At 71.8% G+C, this 17,225-nt stretch carries 13 protein-coding genes; 8 read left to right on the forward strand and 5 right to left on the reverse strand.

Features of this window, described 5'->3' with window-relative positions; translation table 11 throughout:
- The first annotated feature begins 27 nt into the window (after positions 1-27).
- Positions 28-2,397 (forward strand): molybdopterin oxidoreductase family protein, encoded by a 2,370-nt coding sequence (locus tag ABZ453_RS13715; RefSeq protein ID WP_359014714.1) that lies wholly within the window; start codon positions 28-30, stop codon positions 2,395-2,397.
- Here ABZ453_RS13715 and ABZ453_RS13720 read toward each other — a convergent pair.
- A complete protein-coding gene (locus tag ABZ453_RS13720; protein WP_356768584.1) occupies positions 2,387-2,806 on the reverse strand; it encodes a gamma-glutamylcyclotransferase family protein in 420 nt (139 codons plus the stop codon). The two genes, ABZ453_RS13715 and ABZ453_RS13720, sit on opposite strands and share 11 nt — an antisense overlap.
- A 130-nt stretch (positions 2,807-2,936) precedes the next feature.
- Between ABZ453_RS13720 and ABZ453_RS13725 the strand changes: the two genes are divergently transcribed.
- The 3 genes from ABZ453_RS13725 to ABZ453_RS13735 all read left to right on the forward strand — a co-directional run bounded on the left by ABZ453_RS13725 (position 2,937) and on the right by ABZ453_RS13735 (position 6,160).
- Positions 2,937-4,589, forward strand: coding sequence for a M4 family metallopeptidase (locus ABZ453_RS13725; protein ID WP_359014717.1), 1,653 nt, complete (start codon positions 2,937-2,939; stop codon positions 4,587-4,589).
- 317 nt (positions 4,590-4,906) lie between these two features.
- Positions 4,907-5,431 (forward strand): hypothetical protein, encoded by a 525-nt coding sequence (locus ABZ453_RS13730; protein ID WP_359014719.1) that lies wholly within the window; start codon positions 4,907-4,909, stop codon positions 5,429-5,431.
- Between the two features lie 105 nt (positions 5,432-5,536).
- Entirely contained in the window at positions 5,537-6,160 is a 624-nt protein-coding gene (locus ABZ453_RS13735) for a class F sortase (RefSeq protein ID WP_359014721.1), read from the forward strand.
- On the opposite strand, the gene cpt is transcribed toward ABZ453_RS13735, so the two are convergent.
- Positions 6,138-6,701, reverse strand: a complete 564-nt coding sequence (gene cpt / locus ABZ453_RS13740) for a chloramphenicol phosphotransferase CPT (protein WP_359014723.1) — start codon at positions 6,699-6,701, stop codon at positions 6,138-6,140. The genes ABZ453_RS13735 and cpt overlap by 23 nt on opposite strands.
- Positions 6,702-6,916: 215 nt before the next feature.
- Here cpt and ABZ453_RS13745 point away from each other — a divergent pair, with 215 nt between their 5' ends.
- The 3 genes from ABZ453_RS13745 to nirD are packed head-to-tail and all read left to right on the forward strand — an operon-like array spanning position 6,917 to position 11,063.
- Complete coding sequence (locus tag ABZ453_RS13745; protein WP_359014725.1) at positions 6,917-8,128, forward strand: FAD-dependent oxidoreductase; 1,212 nt, start codon at positions 6,917-6,919, stop codon at positions 8,126-8,128.
- Positions 8,128-10,716 (forward strand): nitrite reductase large subunit NirB, encoded by a 2,589-nt coding sequence (gene nirB, locus ABZ453_RS13750; protein ID WP_359014727.1) that lies wholly within the window; start codon positions 8,128-8,130, stop codon positions 10,714-10,716. Before ABZ453_RS13745 ends, nirB begins: the two co-directional genes overlap by 1 nt.
- Positions 10,713-11,063 carry a nitrite reductase small subunit NirD gene (gene nirD / locus ABZ453_RS13755; RefSeq protein WP_359014729.1) on the forward strand — a complete coding sequence of 117 codons (351 nt, stop codon included), beginning with the start codon at positions 10,713-10,715 and terminating at the stop codon, positions 11,061-11,063. Before nirB ends, nirD begins: the two co-directional genes overlap by 4 nt.
- 86 nt (positions 11,064-11,149) lie before the next feature.
- Here the strand turns inward: nirD and ABZ453_RS13760 are convergent, their stop codons facing one another.
- Positions 11,150-11,734 carry a CGNR zinc finger domain-containing protein gene (locus ABZ453_RS13760; protein WP_359014731.1) on the reverse strand — a complete coding sequence of 195 codons (585 nt, stop codon included), beginning with the start codon at positions 11,732-11,734 and terminating at the stop codon, positions 11,150-11,152.
- Positions 11,735-11,773: 39 nt separating this feature from the next.
- On the opposite strand from ABZ453_RS13760, the gene ABZ453_RS13765 reads away from it, so the two are divergent.
- Positions 11,774-13,075: an MFS transporter gene (locus tag ABZ453_RS13765; RefSeq protein WP_359014733.1), complete on the forward strand. Its 1,302-nt coding sequence runs from the start codon at positions 11,774-11,776 to the stop codon at positions 13,073-13,075.
- A gap of 7 nt (positions 13,076-13,082) precedes the next feature.
- Here the strand turns inward: ABZ453_RS13765 and ABZ453_RS13770 are convergent, their stop codons facing one another.
- Both ABZ453_RS13770 and ppdK read right to left on the reverse strand, forming a co-directional pair.
- Positions 13,083-14,009 carry an oxidoreductase gene (locus ABZ453_RS13770; protein ID WP_359014735.1) on the reverse strand — a complete coding sequence of 309 codons (927 nt, stop codon included), beginning with the start codon at positions 14,007-14,009 and terminating at the stop codon, positions 13,083-13,085.
- 256 nt (positions 14,010-14,265) lie between these two features.
- Positions 14,266-16,986, reverse strand: coding sequence for a pyruvate, phosphate dikinase (ppdK, locus tag ABZ453_RS13775; protein WP_359014737.1), 2,721 nt, complete (start codon positions 16,984-16,986; stop codon positions 14,266-14,268).
- Positions 16,987-17,225: the final 239 nt, after the last annotated feature.

The raw sequence follows: 17,225 nt of genomic DNA on the forward strand, positions 1-17,225 counted from the left end.
TAACACGGCCGAAGCACGCTGGCCGGTATGCAGAACTCCGTGACACCCACCCACTGCCCCTACTGCGCCCTGCAGTGCGGGATGAACCTGACGCCCGCACCGGACGGCACGGTCGAGGTGGGTGAGCGCACGGACTTCCCGGTGAACCGGGGCGCGCTGTGCGGCAAGGGCCGTACCGCGCCGGCCGTGCTGGCGGCGAGCGTCCGCCTGACCTCCCCGTTGGTGCGCTCCGAGGGCACGCTGGTGCCCGCCACCTGGGACGAGGCACTGGACCGGATCGCCGAGGGACTGCGCCGCACGCGTACGGAGCACGGGCCGGACGCGGTCGGGGTGTTCGGCGGGGGCGGGCTGACCAACGAAAAGGCGTACACGCTCGGGAAGTTCGCGCGGGTCGTGCTCGGCACCTCGCAGATCGACTACAACGGGCGCTTCTGCATGTCCTCGGCCGCGGCGGCCGGGACCAGGGCGTTCGGTCTGGACCGGGGCCTGCCCTTTCCGCTGGAGGACATCCCGAAGACCGGCTGCGTGATCCTGGTCGGGTCGAACCTCGCCGAGACCATGCCGCCGTCGCTGCGGTTCTTCACCGAACTGAAGGAGAACGGCGGCACGTTGATCGTCGTCGACCCGCGGCGGACCAGGACGGCCGAGCAGGCCGATCTGCATCTGGCGCCGCGGCCCGGTACCGATCTCGCCCTGGCGCTGGGGCTGTTGCACCTCGTCGTCGCCGAGGGTCGGGTGGACGAGGAGTACGTCGAGCGGCGGACCGTCGGCTGGGAGGACGCGCGGGCCGCGGCGATGGCGCACTGGCCGGAGTACGTGGAGCGGATCACGGGCGTGCCCGTGCCCCAGCTCCGGGAAGCGGTGCGGATGTTCTGCGAGCCGGAGGCCGCGATGGTGCTCACCGCGCGCGGGCCCGAGCAGCAGTCCAAGGGCACGGACACGGTGGGTGCGTGGATCAACCTGTGCCTGGCGACCGGGCGGGCGGGACGGCCGCTCAGCGGTTACGGCTGTCTGACCGGGCAGGGCAACGGGCAGGGCGGACGTGAACACGGCCAGAAGGCCGACCAGTTGCCCGGGTACCGCAAGCTGGACGACCCGGCGGCGCGGCGGCATGTGGCCGAGGTCTGGGGCGTGGACCCGGACGCGCTTCCGGGGCCGGGGCGCAGCGCCTACGAGTTGCTGGACGCGCTCGGCACCGATGTCCGGGCGTTGCTGTTGATGGGGTCGAACCCGGTGGTGTCGGCGCCACGGGCGGGGCATGTGGAGGAGCGGCTGAGGTCGCTGGACCTGTTGGTGGTATGTGACATAGTACTGTCCGAAACCGCAGCTCAGGCCGATGTCGTCCTCCCCGTGACCCAGTGGGCCGAGGAGACCGGCACGACCACCAGCCTGGAGGGCCGGGTACTGCTGCGGCGACGCGCGATCACCCCTCCCGCCGGCGTCCGCAGCGACCTCGAGGTGCTGCACGAACTGGCCGACCGGCTCGGCGTGGAGAAGGGTTTCCCGACCGATCCCGAAGAGGTCTTCGAGGAGTTGCGGCGGGCGAGCGCGGGTGGGCTCGCGGACTACTCCGGCATCACCTACCGCCGACTCGCCGAGGAGAACGGGGTGTTCTGGCCCTGCCCGGCGGACGGGGAGATACGGGACGCACCGGTGACGGCCGGGGAGCCGCAGGGCGCGCCCCTCACGGCCGGGGAGGTGCCGGACGCGCCGGTGACGGACGGGAAGATGCCGGACGCGCCGGTGACGGACGGGGAGCCGCAGGGCGCGCCCCTCACGGACGCGGAGCCGCAAGGCGCGAAGCCGGTTACGGACGGAGCGTCGCTGAACGCCCCGGTGGGCGATGGCGCCGGGCATCCCAGGGAGCCGCAGGGCGTGGCGGACGGCGCCGTGCATGCCGGGGAGCCGCAGGGCGTGGCGGGCGGGGCCGTGCATCCCGGCACGCCCCGCCTCTTCCTGGACCGTTTCGCCACGCCGGACGGGCGGGCGAGGTTCGTGGCCGTCTCGCACCGCGCTTCCGCGGAGGAGCCGGACGCCGAGTACCCGGTCCTGCTGACGACCGGGCGGGTGGTCGCCCAGTACCAGTCCGGCGCCCAGACCCGACGCGTCGAGGAGCTGAACGCGGCGGCGCCGGGCCCCTTCGTGGAGCTGCACCCGCGGCTGGCGGCGCGGCTAGGGGCGGCGGAGGGCGATCCGGTGGCCGTGGTCTCGCGGCGCGGGCGGGCGGTGGCGCCGGCCCGTATCACCACCGCCATCCGGCCCGACACCGTCTTCATGCCCTTCCACTGGCCGGGCGAGGGCCGCGCCAACACCCTCACCAACCCGGCGCTGGACCCCACTTCGCGGATGCCCGAGTTCAAGACGTGCGCGGTGCGCCTGGAGGCCGTCAGGTCCTGACCCGCCAGTCGCCGCTCTCGATGAGCTCGCCCCGGGCGCGGAGGCGGGCGGCCACGGCGGGGGCGGCGAGGTACACCCAGGCCCGCACGGACCTCCCGTCGGTCTCGCGGGTGACCTCGCGCTCGAGCCGCTCGTAGAGGCTGGCGGGATCGCCCGGCGCGTACTCCTCCAGCCGGTCGAGGGCGACAAGCAGCTCCTCGTAACGCTCCGGCAGCGCGGTCACCAGCTCCCCGTACACCGTGCCGCCGGGTTCCTCCACGGCGTACGGATAGCCGGGGCCGTCGTACAGGACCGAGCCGTTCAGCCGCGCCGGGGCCTCGTGCCGGGTGCGGCCGCGCAGGAAGAGGTCGTGGTTGACCTCGCCGGGGCGGAGGGTGCCGTAGACGAAGAAGGGGAGGTGGAGGCTCACAAAAACGATTCTCTCTCCACACACACCTCCTCGTTCGCGCTCTTTACCTCTGGCTGTCATGGCCCCTTAAATCTTGGTCAACGCCCGCGCTTCCCCCCACGCATTCGCATGCGCCTCCCCGAGGAGACCGATGAGCCGGATACGGCCGCACGTCCGAGGTTCCCGTCGTCTCGCCGCCGCCGGCGTGGCGGCCACCGCCGCCACCCTGCTGGCGTCCGCACTCTCCCCCGCCGCCGTCGCGGCCGACCGGCCGAGCAGAGCCGGCGCCATCGAGAACGCGGCGTCGGCCCTGCTGGCGCACGCCGCGAGTCTCGGTCTGACCTCCGCCGAGGGCACGTCGGTGCGGGACGTGATCGTCGACAAGGACGGTACGCAGCACGTCCGTTACGACCGTACGTACCGTCAGCTCCCGGTGCTGGGCGGCGACTTCGTGGTCCACCTGGCGCCCGACGGCGCGTACCGGGGCGCGAACCGGGCGACGGGGAAGCGGATATCCCTCGCCTCGATCACCCCCTCCATATCGGCCCCGAAGGCCGCCGACATCGCGGCGAACGCGCTGCGCGCCGTGAACCTGGGCGAGACCCTGAAGAAGCTGACGGCGAGCCCCCAGTTGGTGGTCGACGCCCTGCACGGCGCGCCGAAGCTGGCGTGGCGCACGAACGTCACGGCCAAGGACACGCTCGGCAACCCGGTCGCCCGCACCGTGATCACGGACGCCGTCTCCGGGCGGCAGATCGACGCCTGGGACGACATCGAGACGGCGACGGGGGACGGCAAGTCCCTTTACAGCGGCACGGTTCCGCTGGAGACGACGGTCTCGGGGTCGACGTACCAGCTGAAGGATCCGACGCGCGGGAACACGTACACCGGTGACGCGGCGAACAAGACCGACCTGTGCTTCCTGACCAGCATCTGCGTCAGCCGGGCTCCTTCGACGGTGTTCACGGACGCCGACAACCACTGGGGCACGGGGGCGACGGCCGACCGGGCCTCCGCCGCCGTCGACGCGCAGTACGGCACCGACGTCACCTGGGACTTCTACAAGAACACCTTCGGGCGCAACGGCATCGCGGGCGACGGGAAGGGGTCGTACAACCGCGTGCACTACGGGAACGCGTACAACAACGCGTTCTGGGACGACAGTTGCTTCTGCATGACGTACGGCGACGGTGACGGTACGACCTTCGGGCCGCTGGTGTCGCTGGACGTGGCCGGACACGAGATGACCCACGGCGTCACGTCGAAGACGGCTGCGCTGACGTACTCGGGCGAGTCCGGCGGGTTGAACGAGGCGACGTCCGACATCCTGGGCACCCTCGTCGAGTGGTACGCCAACAACCCTTCCGATCCCGGGGATTACCTGATCGGTGAGAAGATCGTCCGATCCGGCTTCGGCCGTGCGGCCCTGCGCTACATGGACAAGCCGTCGCGGGACGGCGCCTCCGCCGACTACTGGAGTTCCTCGGTCGGGAACCTCGACGTCCACTACTCCTCGGGCGTCGCGAACCACTTCGCCTATCTGCTGGCCGAGGGCAGCGGCCCGAAGACCATCAACGGCGTCAGCTACAACTCCCCCACGTACAACGGCTCCTCGGTCACCGGCATCGGCCGCGCCAAGCTGGGCGCGATCTGGTACCGGGCCCTGACGGTCTACATGACGTCGTCGACGAACTACGCGGGCGCCCGGACGGCCACCCTGAACGCGGCGAAGGACCTGTACGGAGCGGGCAGCACGGAGTACGACGCGGTGGCGGCGGCGTGGAGCGCCGTCAACGTGAACTGACACCGCCACCGGAGCGCCGTCCGTGGGAACTGACGCCACCACCGGTGGCCCGGTCCTGCCCGGACGTGCGCTGCGGGATCCTCCGGACACCCGAGCCAGTCACCCGTTCACACGCTCCGGGTGCGTCCTTCGGGTTCTCTTCTCCTCCGGCCCGCCCCAAGCCTGTGACCTGCCGAAACGCAGGTTGATCGGGGTGGGGCGGGAGACGGTCGACACCCGTTCGCCGCAGTTCTGACGGTTCCTCAGGAAGCGCGGTCGGCTTGGTGGGCCTTTCCTCGGAAGGGCAGGGGACATCGAAGACGCCCGGAGGAGCATCGATGCGACGTACCGCCCGTCTGCTGACCGGTACCGCCCTCGCCGTCGTCGCCGCGGGGTTCGTCGCGGCGCCCGCGTACGGCGACGACGGCGGCGGCAGTCTGGAGGTGTACCCGTCGTCCGTCGTGCCGGGCGCGGAGGTCAGTGTGAACACCTCGGCCTGCGGGAACGAGGGCACGGCGGCCGGGGACGCCAGCGCGGTGGGCGCCGGTGCCTTCACGCTGGCGCCGAGTGCCCACGAGGGCGAGGCGATCGGGCAGTTCCGGGTGCCCGAGAGCGCGCAGCAGGGGACGTACGAGATCGTCGCGGAGTGCGCCGAGGGCGGACGGCAGGTCTCGGGCGACCTGGTGGTGACGCTGAGCGCGCCGCGCGGCCAGGTGCAGCCCCGCGGAAGTGTGAAGACGGGGGTCGGCGGCGTGATGGGCCCCGACCCCGTGCAGACCGCGGCCGGCGTGGCGGCCCTCGCCGTCGCCGCCGCGGGCGGTACCTGGCTCCTGCATCGCCGGGCGAGAGGCGACGGGATCTGACGGACACCCTCCGCTGTCCGTCCGCCGGTACCGCATGTCCCTCCCCCTCCGGGTCCGACGCCCCTCGCGGCCCGGAGGGGGACCGGGTCCCTCCAGGAGGCTCGAATGCGCAGGTTGGGCAACACCGCGATAGCGGCCGTGACGGTGGCCGCGTTCTGCTCCGGGGCGTGGCTGCTGAGCGGCGGCGCAGGGACACACGCCCCGCCGCAGCCCACGGCGGCCGAGGCGCACTCGGGCCGCGGCGGCGCACGGTCGGCGCCCGCGCTGCCGCCCTCCCCGCCCGACCGCATCCGCATCCCCTCGATCCGCGTGAACGCCCCCCTGACGGGCCTCGGCCTCACCCGCTCCGGCAGCCTCGACGTCCCGCCGGCCGCGCGGAAGAACCTCGCCGGCTGGTACGAGGCCGGCACCACCCCCGGGGAGACCGGTACGGCGATCGTCGCCGGGCATGTGGACAACTCCGAGGGACCCGCGGTCTTCTACGACCTCGGTGCCCTGAGGAAGGGCGCCGCGGTGGAGGTCGATCGGCGCGACGGCAGTGTCGCCGTGTTCACCGTCGACGCGGTCGCCGTCTACAAGGCGACCGCCTTCCCCGACGAGAAGGTGTACGGCGCCGCCGACCGGCCGGAGTTGAGGATCATCACCTGCGGCGGAGGGTATTCGCGGTCGACCGGTTACCAGGGGAACGTGGTCGTGTTCGCGCACCTCACGGGGAGCCGGAGCCGGTGACGGTGGCCGGAGTGACCGCTTGAGCGATGGTCCGGGCGCACACCAGTGACTCCGTGTGGGTGGTGTCCACCTCCACGTCGTAGTGGACGTCCCGGTGCACCAGGACCGCCTGCTGCTCCGCCATCCCGGGGGGCCGGTCGCCGCGCGCGATCTCGCGGCCCGCGGCGACGGCGGGGGCGCAGCGGACTCCGGCCCAGAGGACGTCCAGGCCGGTCAGCGCCTTGCGCCAGCGGCTCTGGGAGTCCGCGCCGCCGAGGAAGACGTCGTCGACGATGACACGGGCGCCCGCGCGTGCCGTGGCCGCGACGCCCTCCATCCAGGCCAGTTCGAGTCTGGAGAACTCCGGTCCGACGCTGACCGTGCCGTCCGGGGCGAACTCGATCCCGGCGAGCGACGCCCGCAGGGACGCCGGCAGCGAGTCGACGAACGTGTCGATCGCGAAGGCCAGCCACGGCTCGGGCAGGACCGCCTGCAGACACCGCACGATGCCGGACTTGCCGCTGCTGGAGCCGCCGTTGAGCACGATCACCTGAATCGCCATCCGGTCACCGTAGCCTCGGGGCGGCGTCAGCTCGTGCTGTTTTCCCGGTGGCGCGGGATCGCCGGTACAGATCCCACCCCTGCCGGCCTCACACCACGCCCCCGGCGCGTACGCGGAACCCTCACACCCCGGCCGCGTGCCGGAAGAGGGCAGCGTTCCTCACGGGAAACAGACGTGATGCGGTCGGGTAACACCGGCATCGCACGCTCCTGGACATGACCTCGAATACGCGTGTGGTGGTGATCGGCGCCGGCCTCGCGGGCGTCCGTCTCGCCCGGCGGCTCGGTGAGCTCGGCACGCCCGTGACCCTGATCGGCGAGGAGGAGCACCGCCCGTACAACCGGGTGCTGCTCGCCGAGGTGCTGGCCGGGCGGTACGGCCCCGACGTCATCGCGCTGCCCACGCCCGCGGAGCTGGTCCGTGGCCGGGTCACGGGCATCGACCGCGAGGTGCGAGCCGTACACCTCGCGGACGGCTCGAAGATCGCATACGACACGCTGGTCCTGGCCACCGGCTCCAACCCGGTACTGCCGCCGCTGCGCGGCCTGTTCACCGAGAACCACGAACTGCCCGCCGGTGTCCACGCGTTCCGCACGATGGACGACTGTCTGGGCCTGTCCGAGGCGGTACGGCCGGGCGTGCGCGCGGTCGTCATCGGCGGCGGGCTGCTCGGGGTGTCCGCGGCGCGGGCCCTCGCCCGGCGCGGCGTGCAGGTCGTGCTCGCCCAGCAGGCCGAGCGCCTGATGGAGCATCAACTCGACCCGACTGCCTCGAAGCTGGTCCGGCGGCACCTGCAGGACCTCGGCGTGGAGATCCACACCGAGTGCCGAGTGCGGGACGTGCGCTGCGTCGGCGGGGTGGTCCGCTCGGTCGAGATGGCCGACGGGTACGCCCTCGACGCCGACCTCGTGGTCGTCGCGTGCGGGGTGCACCCGCGCGTCGGTCTGGCCCAGGACGCGGGCCTCGCCGTGCACAAGGGCGTCCTCGTCGACGACGAACTGCGCACCTCCGACCCGCACATCCGGGCGATCGGCGACTGCGTCCAGCACGCGGGCACGGTGTACGGGCTGGCCGCCCCGGCGCTCGAACAGGCCGAGGTCCTGGCCGAGTCGCTGGCGGGTGACGCGAACGCCCGCTACACCGGCACCCGTTCGCTGACCAGGCTCACCCTGGCCGGTGAGGGCTTCTTCGACCTCGCCGCGTTCGGCGAGACGGAGCCGCGTCCCGGGGACGACGTCGTCCAGCTCGCGGACGCCACCCGCGGCACCTACCGCAAGGTCGTCGTCCGCGACGACCGCCTGGTCGGCGGGGTCCTCGTCGGCGAACTCGGCACCGTCGGCGCGCTCGCCCGCGCCTGGGAGGGAGCGGAGCCGCTCCCCGACGACGGCCCCCTGCTCCACCTGCTCACCAACGATGGAGGCTCCTGATGACCACCGGCACCCCCACGATCGTGCTCGTCGGCCATGGCATGGTCGGCCAGCGCTTCCTCGAAGCGCTCGCCGGGCGCGGCCTGACCGCCACGCACCGCGTGGTCGTGCTGTGCGAGGAGCCGCGTCCCGCGTACGACCGCGTCGCCCTCACCTCGTACTTCTCGGGCCGGACGCCCGAGGAACTGTCCATGACGGACAGGGAGTTCATCGACACGCACGGCATCGAGCTGTACCTCGGCGACCCCGCGGAGATCATCGACCGCGAGGCGCGGAAGGTCACCGCGCGCTCCGGGCAGGTCTTCGAGTACGACACCCTCGTCCTCGCCACCGGCTCCTACCCGTTCGTGCCGCCGGTCCCGAACAAGGACGCCGAGGGCTGCTTCGTCTACCGCACGATCGAGGACCTGCTCGCGATCGAGGAGTACGCGAAGTCGCGGGCGTCGGTCGGCGCGGTGGTCGGCGGCGGTCTGCTGGGGCTCGAGGCGGCGGGCGCGCTCAAGGGCCTCGGACTCACCTCCCACATCGTGGAGTTCGCGCCGCGGCTGATGCCCGTGCAGGTGGACGAGGGCGGCGGCGCGGCCCTGCTGCGGACCATCGAGAAGATGGGCCTGAGCGTCCACACGGGCGTCGGCACGCAGGAGATCGTGGTCGGCGAGGACGGCGCGGTCACCGGCATGAAGCTGTCCGACGGTTCCGAACTCGCCACGGACATGGTGGTGTTCAGCGCCGGTGTCCGGCCCCGAGACCAGCTGGCCCGGGACTGCGGCCTCACCGTCGGCGAGCGCGGCGGCATCGCGGTCGACGACCACTGCCGTACCGTCTGCGACCCCCATGTCTTCGCGATCGGCGAGTGCGCGCTGGCCTCCGATGGGCGGGTCTACGGCCTGGTCGCCCCCGGTTATGAGCAGGCGGAGACCGCGGCCGCGACCATCGCCGAGGACGAGGCGTCCTTCACCGGCGCCGACCTCTCGACGAAGCTGAAGCTGCTCGGCGTGGACGTCGCCTCCTTCGGCGACGCGCACGGCACCACGGACGACTGCCTGGACGTCGTGTACTCCGACTCCCGCGCCGGCCTGTACAAGAAGCTGGTCATCGGCCGCGACGGCACCCTGCTCGGCGGCATCCTGGTCGGCGACGCGGAGGCGTACGGCACGCTGAAGGCGTTCACCGGTTCCGTGCCGCCGGTCGAGCCGGAGTCGCTGGTGCTGCCAGCCGGCGCCGGCGAGTCGGTACAGCTCGGCCCGACGGCGCTGCCGGACGACGCGATCATCTGCTCCTGCAACAACGTCACCAAGGGCACGATCCGGGGCGCGGTCACCGACCACCGGTGCACCACGGTGCCCGAGGTGAAGAAGTGCACCAAGGCCGGTACGACGTGCGGCAGTTGCGTCAAGGTGCTCGGCCAGCTGGTCGACGCCGAGCTGGAGGCGTCCGGCGTCGAGGTCGACAAGGGCCTGTGCGGCTGCTTCGCCCAGACCCGCGAGGAGCTGTACGAGATCGTCCTCGCCCTGCGCATCAACAGCTACCAGGACCTGCTCGACCGCTACGGCCGCGACGGCGCCCGGGGCGGTGACGGCTGCGAGATCTGCAAGCCGGCCGTCGGCTCGATCATCGCCTCCCTCGCCCCGACGATCGGCGCGAGCGGCTATGTGCTGGACGGCGAGCAGGCGGCCCTGCAGGACTCCAACGACCACTTCCTGGCCAACCTGCAGAAGAACGGCTCCTACTCGGTCGTGCCGCGCATCCCCGGCGGCGAGATCACCCCCGAGGGCCTCATCGTGATCGGTGAGATCGCCCGCGACTTCGGCCTCTACACGAAGATCACCGGCGGCCAGCGGATCGACATGTTCGGCGCCCGCGTCGAGCAACTGCCGCTGATCTGGGCCCGGTTGGTGGACGCCGGCTTCGAGTCGGGGCACGCGTACGGCAAGGCGCTGCGGACGGTGAAGTCCTGTGTGGGGCAGACCTGGTGCCGGTACGGCGTCCAGGACTCGGTCCGCATGGCGATCGAACTGGAGCTGCGCTACCGGGGCCTGCGCTCCCCGCACAAGCTGAAGTCGGCGGTCTCCGGGTGCGCCCGTGAGTGCGCCGAGGCCCAGTCGAAGGACTTCGGCGTCATCGCCACGGCCAACGGCTGGAACCTGTACGTCGCCGGCAACGGCGGCGCCACCCCGCGCCACGCGGACCTGCTCGCGCAGGACCTCTCGGACGCCGAACTGGTGCGTCTGATCGACCGGTTCCTGATGTTCTACATCCGCACCGCCGACCGTCTGGAGCGCACCTCGACCTGGCTGGAGCGGATCCCCGGCGGCCTGGACCACGTCCGCGAGGTGGTGGTGGAGGACTCCCTTGGCATCTGCGAGGAGCTGGAGTCCCTCATGGCCGCCCATGTCGCCCACTACCGCGACGAGTGGGCCGAGACCATCAACGACCCCGAGAAGCTCGCCCGGTTCGTGTCCTTCGTCAACGCCCCCGACACCCCCGACCCGGTCGTCGGCTTCGTCCCGGAGCGCGACCAGATCAAGCCCGACCTGCCGCTGCTCACCATCGGCCACCGTCCCCTGGAAGGAAGCGCCCAGCGATGACCCTGGCACCCGAGACCACCGACCTCAAGGTCCAACTCCAGCTCGCGGACGACTGGTTCACGGTCTGCGACCTGACCCGGCTGGTCCCCGGACGCGGCGTCGCCGCGCTCCTGCCGGACGGCCGCCAGGTCGCCCTCTTCCGAGACCGCAGCGGCAACCTGTACGCCATCGACAACCGCGACCCCTTCGGCGGCGCGGCCGTCCTCTCCCGCGGCCTGACCGGCACCCACCAGGGCCGCCCCTTCGTCGCCTCCCCCCTGCTCAAGCAGCGGTTCGACCTGGAGTCGGGCCAGTGCCTGGACGACGAGACGGTGCGGGTGGCGACGTACGAGGTCCGCGCCTACTGACAGCGCCCCCAACTGCACACCACAGCGCCTCGCCCCGTCACCGGGCGGGGCGCTTTTCGTCATCCGCACCGGCCTCGGTTCGGAGGTCACTCCGACGCCGCGGCCCTGCGCCGATGGGCCGCGACGCGTTCGCGGGTCGCGCAGCGGCGCGAGCAGTAGCGGCGTTCGGGGCCGGCGCCCTGGGTGACGAAGACTTGGCGGCAGTTGTGAGCGGCGCAGAGGCGGCCGGGCGGGCGCTGGGTGTCCCACACGAGGACGGTCAGCGCCAGGGCGGAGGAGGCCAGCAGCCACTCGCCCCAGGGGCCGTCGTCGTCGCGGTCGAGGTGGGGGTGCCAGGGGGTGCCGCCACCGTGGGAGGTCAGCCGGAGGGGGCCGGTGTGCTCCCGGAGGAGGCGGTTGAGGAGCGCGGCGGCGGCGTCGAGGTCGTCGGCGGTGAAGACCTCGCGCAGCAGGACGGCGGCCGCGCGCATCCCGGCGAGGTCGTCCGGCGCGAGGTCGAGGGGGCCCTGCTCGCCGTACTCACGCAGGACGGCGACGACCTCCTCCGGGTCCGTGCGCTCGCGGGTGAGGGCACTGACCAGGGCAGCGGCACGCCGGGCCGTCGTCAGTACGGAGTGCCGGTCGGACAGGTCGCCGGTGCGAGGTGGAGCCACGGGGCGAATGTAACGCATATTGACCAGCTTTAGGGTTACTCACGTAACGTGTTCCCGATGCAAAGGCGTTACACGACGGTCTCCTACTTCGTCGGCGCGGTGTCCGCCCGCACCGGCGACGAGATGTCCGGACCGGCGATGATGCTGGCGGGCTTCGCCCTGACCGGCTCGACGGCGACCGCCTCGTCGCTGCTGGCCGGGCTCAACGTCGCCGCCGCGGTCGGCGGACCGCTGCTCGGCGCGTTCCTGGACCGGGCGTCACGGCCGGGCCGCCTGCTGGCCTGCGCGCTGGCCGCGTACGGCGCCGGAGTGGCGGCCATCCTGCTCGGTCTCGGGCGCCTGCCCCTTCCCCTCACCGTCCTGATCGCCGTGTGCACGGGCCTGCTCGGGCCGGCGCTCTCCGGTGGCTGGACGGCCCAGCTCCCCCGGGTGGTGGCGGGCGACGCGCTGCCCCGGGCCAACGCCCTGGACGCGATGACCTTCACCACGGCGAGCCTCGCCGGACCGGCCCTGGCGGGGGCGGCGGCCGAGACGCTGGGGGCGCCGACGGCGGTGGCGCTGGCGGTGACCCTGATCGCCCTCGCGACCCCGGCGGCCTGGCGCCTGCCGAGGGCGACCCACCGAGGGACCTCCGGACCGGCGCCGAACAGGGACCGGGATACCGACGCGCCGCCCCCGCGGAGAAGCGAACGGGGTCTCGCCGCAACGCGCTCGCGCGAGGGGGGCGTCGGGGTGGACTCCCCGACTCGGGCGGGCGGAAGTGCCGACACCGCGCGGCGCACCCCGCTCACCGCCGGGCTCCGGTTCATCGTCCAGCGCCCCGCCCTGGCCCGGGCGACCCTCACCTCGGTCCTCTGCTGTGCCGCCGAGGGAATGTTCACCGCGTGCGTCCCACTCCTCGGGCAGCACGCCCTGGGCGGGTCGGGGCGCGGAGCGCTGCTGCTGTCCTGTACGGCTGTCGCCTCGCTGGCGGCCAACTCCGTGCTGGCGCGACGGCCCCACCTGATCGCCCCGGACACGGCGATCTGGGTCGGCGCCCTCGTGCAGGCGACCGCGCTGGCCCTGGCGGCGACCGCTCATCCGGTCGTCCTCGTCGCCGCCGCCGTACTCACCGGCGTCGGCGCCGGACCCCAGCTCACGGCTCTGTTCGCGATACGGCATCGGGAGGCCCCCGGCCATCTGCGCGGCCAGATCTTCACCACCGGCGCCAGCCTGAAGATCACCGGGTTCGCCCTGGGCGCGGCGACCGCGGGCGTGATCGCCGGTCACTCCCTCCCGGCGGCTCTCACGGTGGCGTCGGCCACCGCGGCACTGGCGGCACTGGCTTACTTCACGGTCTGGCGGGGCAGGCCGAGGTGACGCACCGTCAGCCCGTCAGCGCCTCGTACGCCACTCCCGTGAACCGTTCCGAGGCGGCCCAAAGCCTCTCCCCCGCCACGTCGTTGAGCGTCCAGGGCGCCCGCCAGGACGACCCCGGTGTCCCGCGCCACATCATGAACGACGGTCCGGTGAAGGAGTCGGGCCGTACGTCGGGGGCGGTCGCCGCGTACAGCAGGGGCAGGGCACCGGTCTCCGCGGACTGTGCGAAGACTCGGTTTCCGATCTCCATCACCCGCCCCATCAGCCGCCGCCCCTCCATCCGCGGCGCGGCGCCCTGCAGATTGGTCTCCGCGTAGCCCGGATGCGCGGCGGCCGCCACCAGGTCCACACCCTGCGCCGCGAGCCTTCGGGCCAGCTCATGAGTGAAGAGCAGATTGGCGGTCTTGGACCGGGCGTAGGCGACCCAACGCCGGTACCGGCGCTCGCTGTTGAGGTCGTCGATGTCGATGTTGGCCAGGGCGTGCATCCCACTGGAGACGTTGACGACCCGGGCGCCCGACGTCGCGAGGAGCACCGGCGCGAGCAGCCCGGTGAGCGCGAAGTGCCCGAGATGATTGACCCCGAACTGCGTCTCGAACCCGTCCACCGTGGTCCCGTACGGCAGAGCCATGACGCCGGCGTTGTTGACGAGCAGATCGAGTCGGTCGTACGGATACGCGGCCGCCAACTCCCGTACGACGGCGAGGTCTCCGAGGTCCAGCCGAGCGAACTCAGCCACGGCGCCGGGTACTTCCTCCACCACCCGCTCGGCGGCCGCCCTCCCCCGTACCTCGCTCCGACACGCGAGCACCACCCGGGCACCCTTCCGCGCCAGTTCCCGCGCGACGACGTACCCGAGCCCGCTGTTGGCCCCGGTGACGACGGCGACACGGCCGCTCTGGTCGGGGATGTCCCGCTCGCTCCAGCCGGGCATGGTCCACTCCTCCTGCTGACGGTGATCCTCAGCCTACGACGGTGCACCCGTCCCGCCGCCGAGGTCAGTACACCTCCGCCACGGCCACCGTGACGGTCAATCCGTCCGCGCAGATGATGCAGGAGAGGGCGGCACCCCCGCACAGGGTGCCGCCCTCCTGGTGATCCGGTACCGCCGTCCATCGGTGTTGAGGGTCGGGGACGGGCGGCGGTTCCGGGGTTTCGGTGGCCGTGGGGTCCGGCCGGGGTCGTACGGGCTAGCGGTGGTCGCTGCCCTGCGAGTTCGTCGCCGCGCGGCCCGCCTCCAGGCGGGCGACCGGGATGCGGAACGGGGAGCAGGAGACGTAGTCCAGGCCCACCTCGTGGAAGAAGTGGACGGACTCCGGGTCGCCGCCGTGCTCGCCGCAGACGCCGAGCTTGAGGTCGGGGCGGGTCTCGCGGCCCGCCGTCGCCGCCGCCTTCACCAGGGAGCCGACGCCGTCCTTGTCGATCGTCTCGAAGGGGGAGACGCCGAAGATGCCCTTCTCCAGGTAGGCCGTGAAGAAGGAGGCCTCCACGTCGTCGCGGCTGAAGCCCCACACGGTCTGGGTCAGGTCGTTCGTGCCGAAGCTGAAGAACTCCGCCGCCTCCGCGATCTGCCCGGCGGTGAGGGCGGCGCGCGGAAGCTCGATCATCGTGCCGATGGCGAGCTTGAGCTGCGTGCCCGTCGCCGCCTCGACCTCCGCGATGACCTGGTCGGCCTCGTCGCGGACGATCTCCAGCTCCTGGACGGTGCCGACGAGCGGGATCATGATCTCGGCGCGCGGGTCGCCCTTGGCGTTCTTGCGCTCCGCCGCCGCTTCCGCGATCGCGCGGACCTGCATGGTGAACAGGCCCGGGATGACCAGGCCGAGGCGGACTCCGCGCAGGCCCAGCATCGGGTTCTGCTCGTGCAGGCGGTGGACCGCCTGGAGCAGCCGGAGGTCGTTCTCGTGGGACTCCTGGCGGGACTCGGCCAGCGCCACGCGGACCGAGAGTTCGGTGATGTCCGGCAGGAACTCGTGCAGCGGCGGGTCGAGCAGCCGTACCGTCACCGGCAGACCGTCCATCGCCGACAACAGCTCGACGAAGTCCTTCTTCTGCAGCGGCAGCAGCTCCGCCAGCGCGGCCTCGCGCTCGTCCTGGGTGTCGGCGAGGATCAGCTTCTCGACCATCTCGCGGCGCTCGCCCAGGAACATGTGCTCGGTACGGCACAGTCCGATGCCCTGCGCGCCGAAGCGACGGGCGCGCAGCGCGTCCTCGGCGTTGTCCGCGTTGGCCCGCACCCGCAGCCGGCGCTTGCGGTCGGCGAAGGCCATGATCCGGTGCACGGCCTCGACCAGCTCGTCGGCGTCCTGGGCGCCGGCGTGCATACGGCCCTCGAAATACTCCACGACCGGGGAGGGGACCACCGGGACCTCGCCCAGGTAGACCTTGCCGCTGGAGCCGTCGATGGAGATGACGTCGCCCTCCTCGACGATCCGCCCGCCCGGCACGGTCATCCGGCGCCGCTTGGTGTCGACCTCGAGCTCCTCCGCGCCGCACACACAGGTCTTGCCCATGCCGCGCGCGACGACGGCCGCGTGGGAGGTCTTGCCGCCGCGGGAGGTCAGGATGCCCTCGGCCGCGATCATGCCGTCGAGGTCGTCGGGGTTGGTCTCCCGGCGCACCAGGATGACCTTCTCGCCCGAGCGTGACCACTTCACGGCGGTGTACGAGTCGAAGACCGCCTTGCCGACCGCCGCGCCTGGCGAGGCCGCGATGCCCCGGCCGACCATCTCGGTCTTCGCGTGCTCGTCGAACCGCGGGAACATCAGCTGCGCGAGCTGGGCGCCCGTCACGCGCTGGAGGGCCTCGGTCTCGTCGATCAGGCCCTGGTCGACCAGCTGGGTCGCGATCCGGAAGGCGGCGCCCGCCGTGCGCTTGCCGACGCGGGTCTGGAGCATCCACAGCTGGCCGCGCTCGATGGTGAACTCGATGTCGCAGAGATCCTTGTAGTGGTTCTCCAGGGTCTCCATGATCTGCATCAGCCGGTCGTACGACTGCTTGTCGATCCGCTCCAGCTCCGCGAGCGGCACGGTGTTGCGGATGCCCGCGACCACGTCCTCGCCCTGTGCGTTCTGCAGGTAGTCGCCGTAGACGCCCTGGTGGCCGGAGGCGGGGTCGCGGGTGAAGGCGACGCCGGTGCCGGAGTCCGGGCCCAGGTTGCCGAAGACCATCGAGCAGACGTTGACGGCGGTGCCGAGGTCGTGCGGGATGCGCTCCTGACGGCGGTAGAGCTTGGCGCGGTCGGTGTTCCAGGAGTCGAAGACCGCGTGGATGGCGAGGTCCATCTGCTCGCGCGGGTCCTGCGGGAAGTCCCGGCCGGCCTCCTTCTTGACGATCTTCTTGAAGGTGGCGACCAGCTTCTTCAGGTCCGCGGCCTCCAGCTCGGTGTCGACCGTGACCTTCTTGGCCTCCTTGGCGTTGTCGAGGGCTTCCTCGAAGAGGTCGCCGTCGACGCCGAGGACGGTCTTGCCGAACATCTGGATGAGGCGGCGGTAGGAGTCCCAGGCGAAGCGCTCGTCGCCGGCCTGCTCGGCGAGGCCCTTCACGGACTTGTCGGAGAGGCCGATGTTCAGGACCGTGTCCATCATGCCGGGCATGGAGAACTTGGCGCCGGAGCGGACGGAGACCAGTAGGGGGTTGTCCGGCTGGCCGAGCTTCTTGCCCATCCGGGACTCCAGCGCGTCGAGGTGCGCACTCACCTCGTCACGCAGTGCCGCGGGCTCCTCGCCGCTGTCGAGGTAGACCTTGCAGGCTTCCGTCGTGATGGTGAAGCCCGGGGGAACGGGGAGTCCCAGGTTGGTCATCTCGGCGAGGTTCGCGCCCTTGCCACCCAGGAGGTCCTTGAGGTCCTTGTTTCCCTCGGTGAAGTCGTAAACGAACTTCGCTACGTGGGGTTCTTTGTTTTCCGACACGGGTCTCGACTCCTCGAGGACGCGGTGGCTGCCCTGACGGCGAGGAACATACCCAGATCGAAGGTGTCTGGATACGTCTACTCGCGCGTCATGCGCCCGTAACCATCCCTCCGCCAGCGGATCGAAAGTCAAGGGACGGCAAGCAACCAAGCGCTTATGTTTTCACTTCCTGAAGGCATCCCTGCCCACTGGTGCGGTTTTGCGCTCAGATGAGCGGTCGAGTGCGACACCTGATTTCG

This window comes from Streptomyces sp. NPDC005799, from assembly GCF_040630525.1.
Lineage (GTDB): Bacteria > Actinomycetota > Actinomycetes > Streptomycetales > Streptomycetaceae > Streptomyces > Streptomyces griseorubiginosus_B.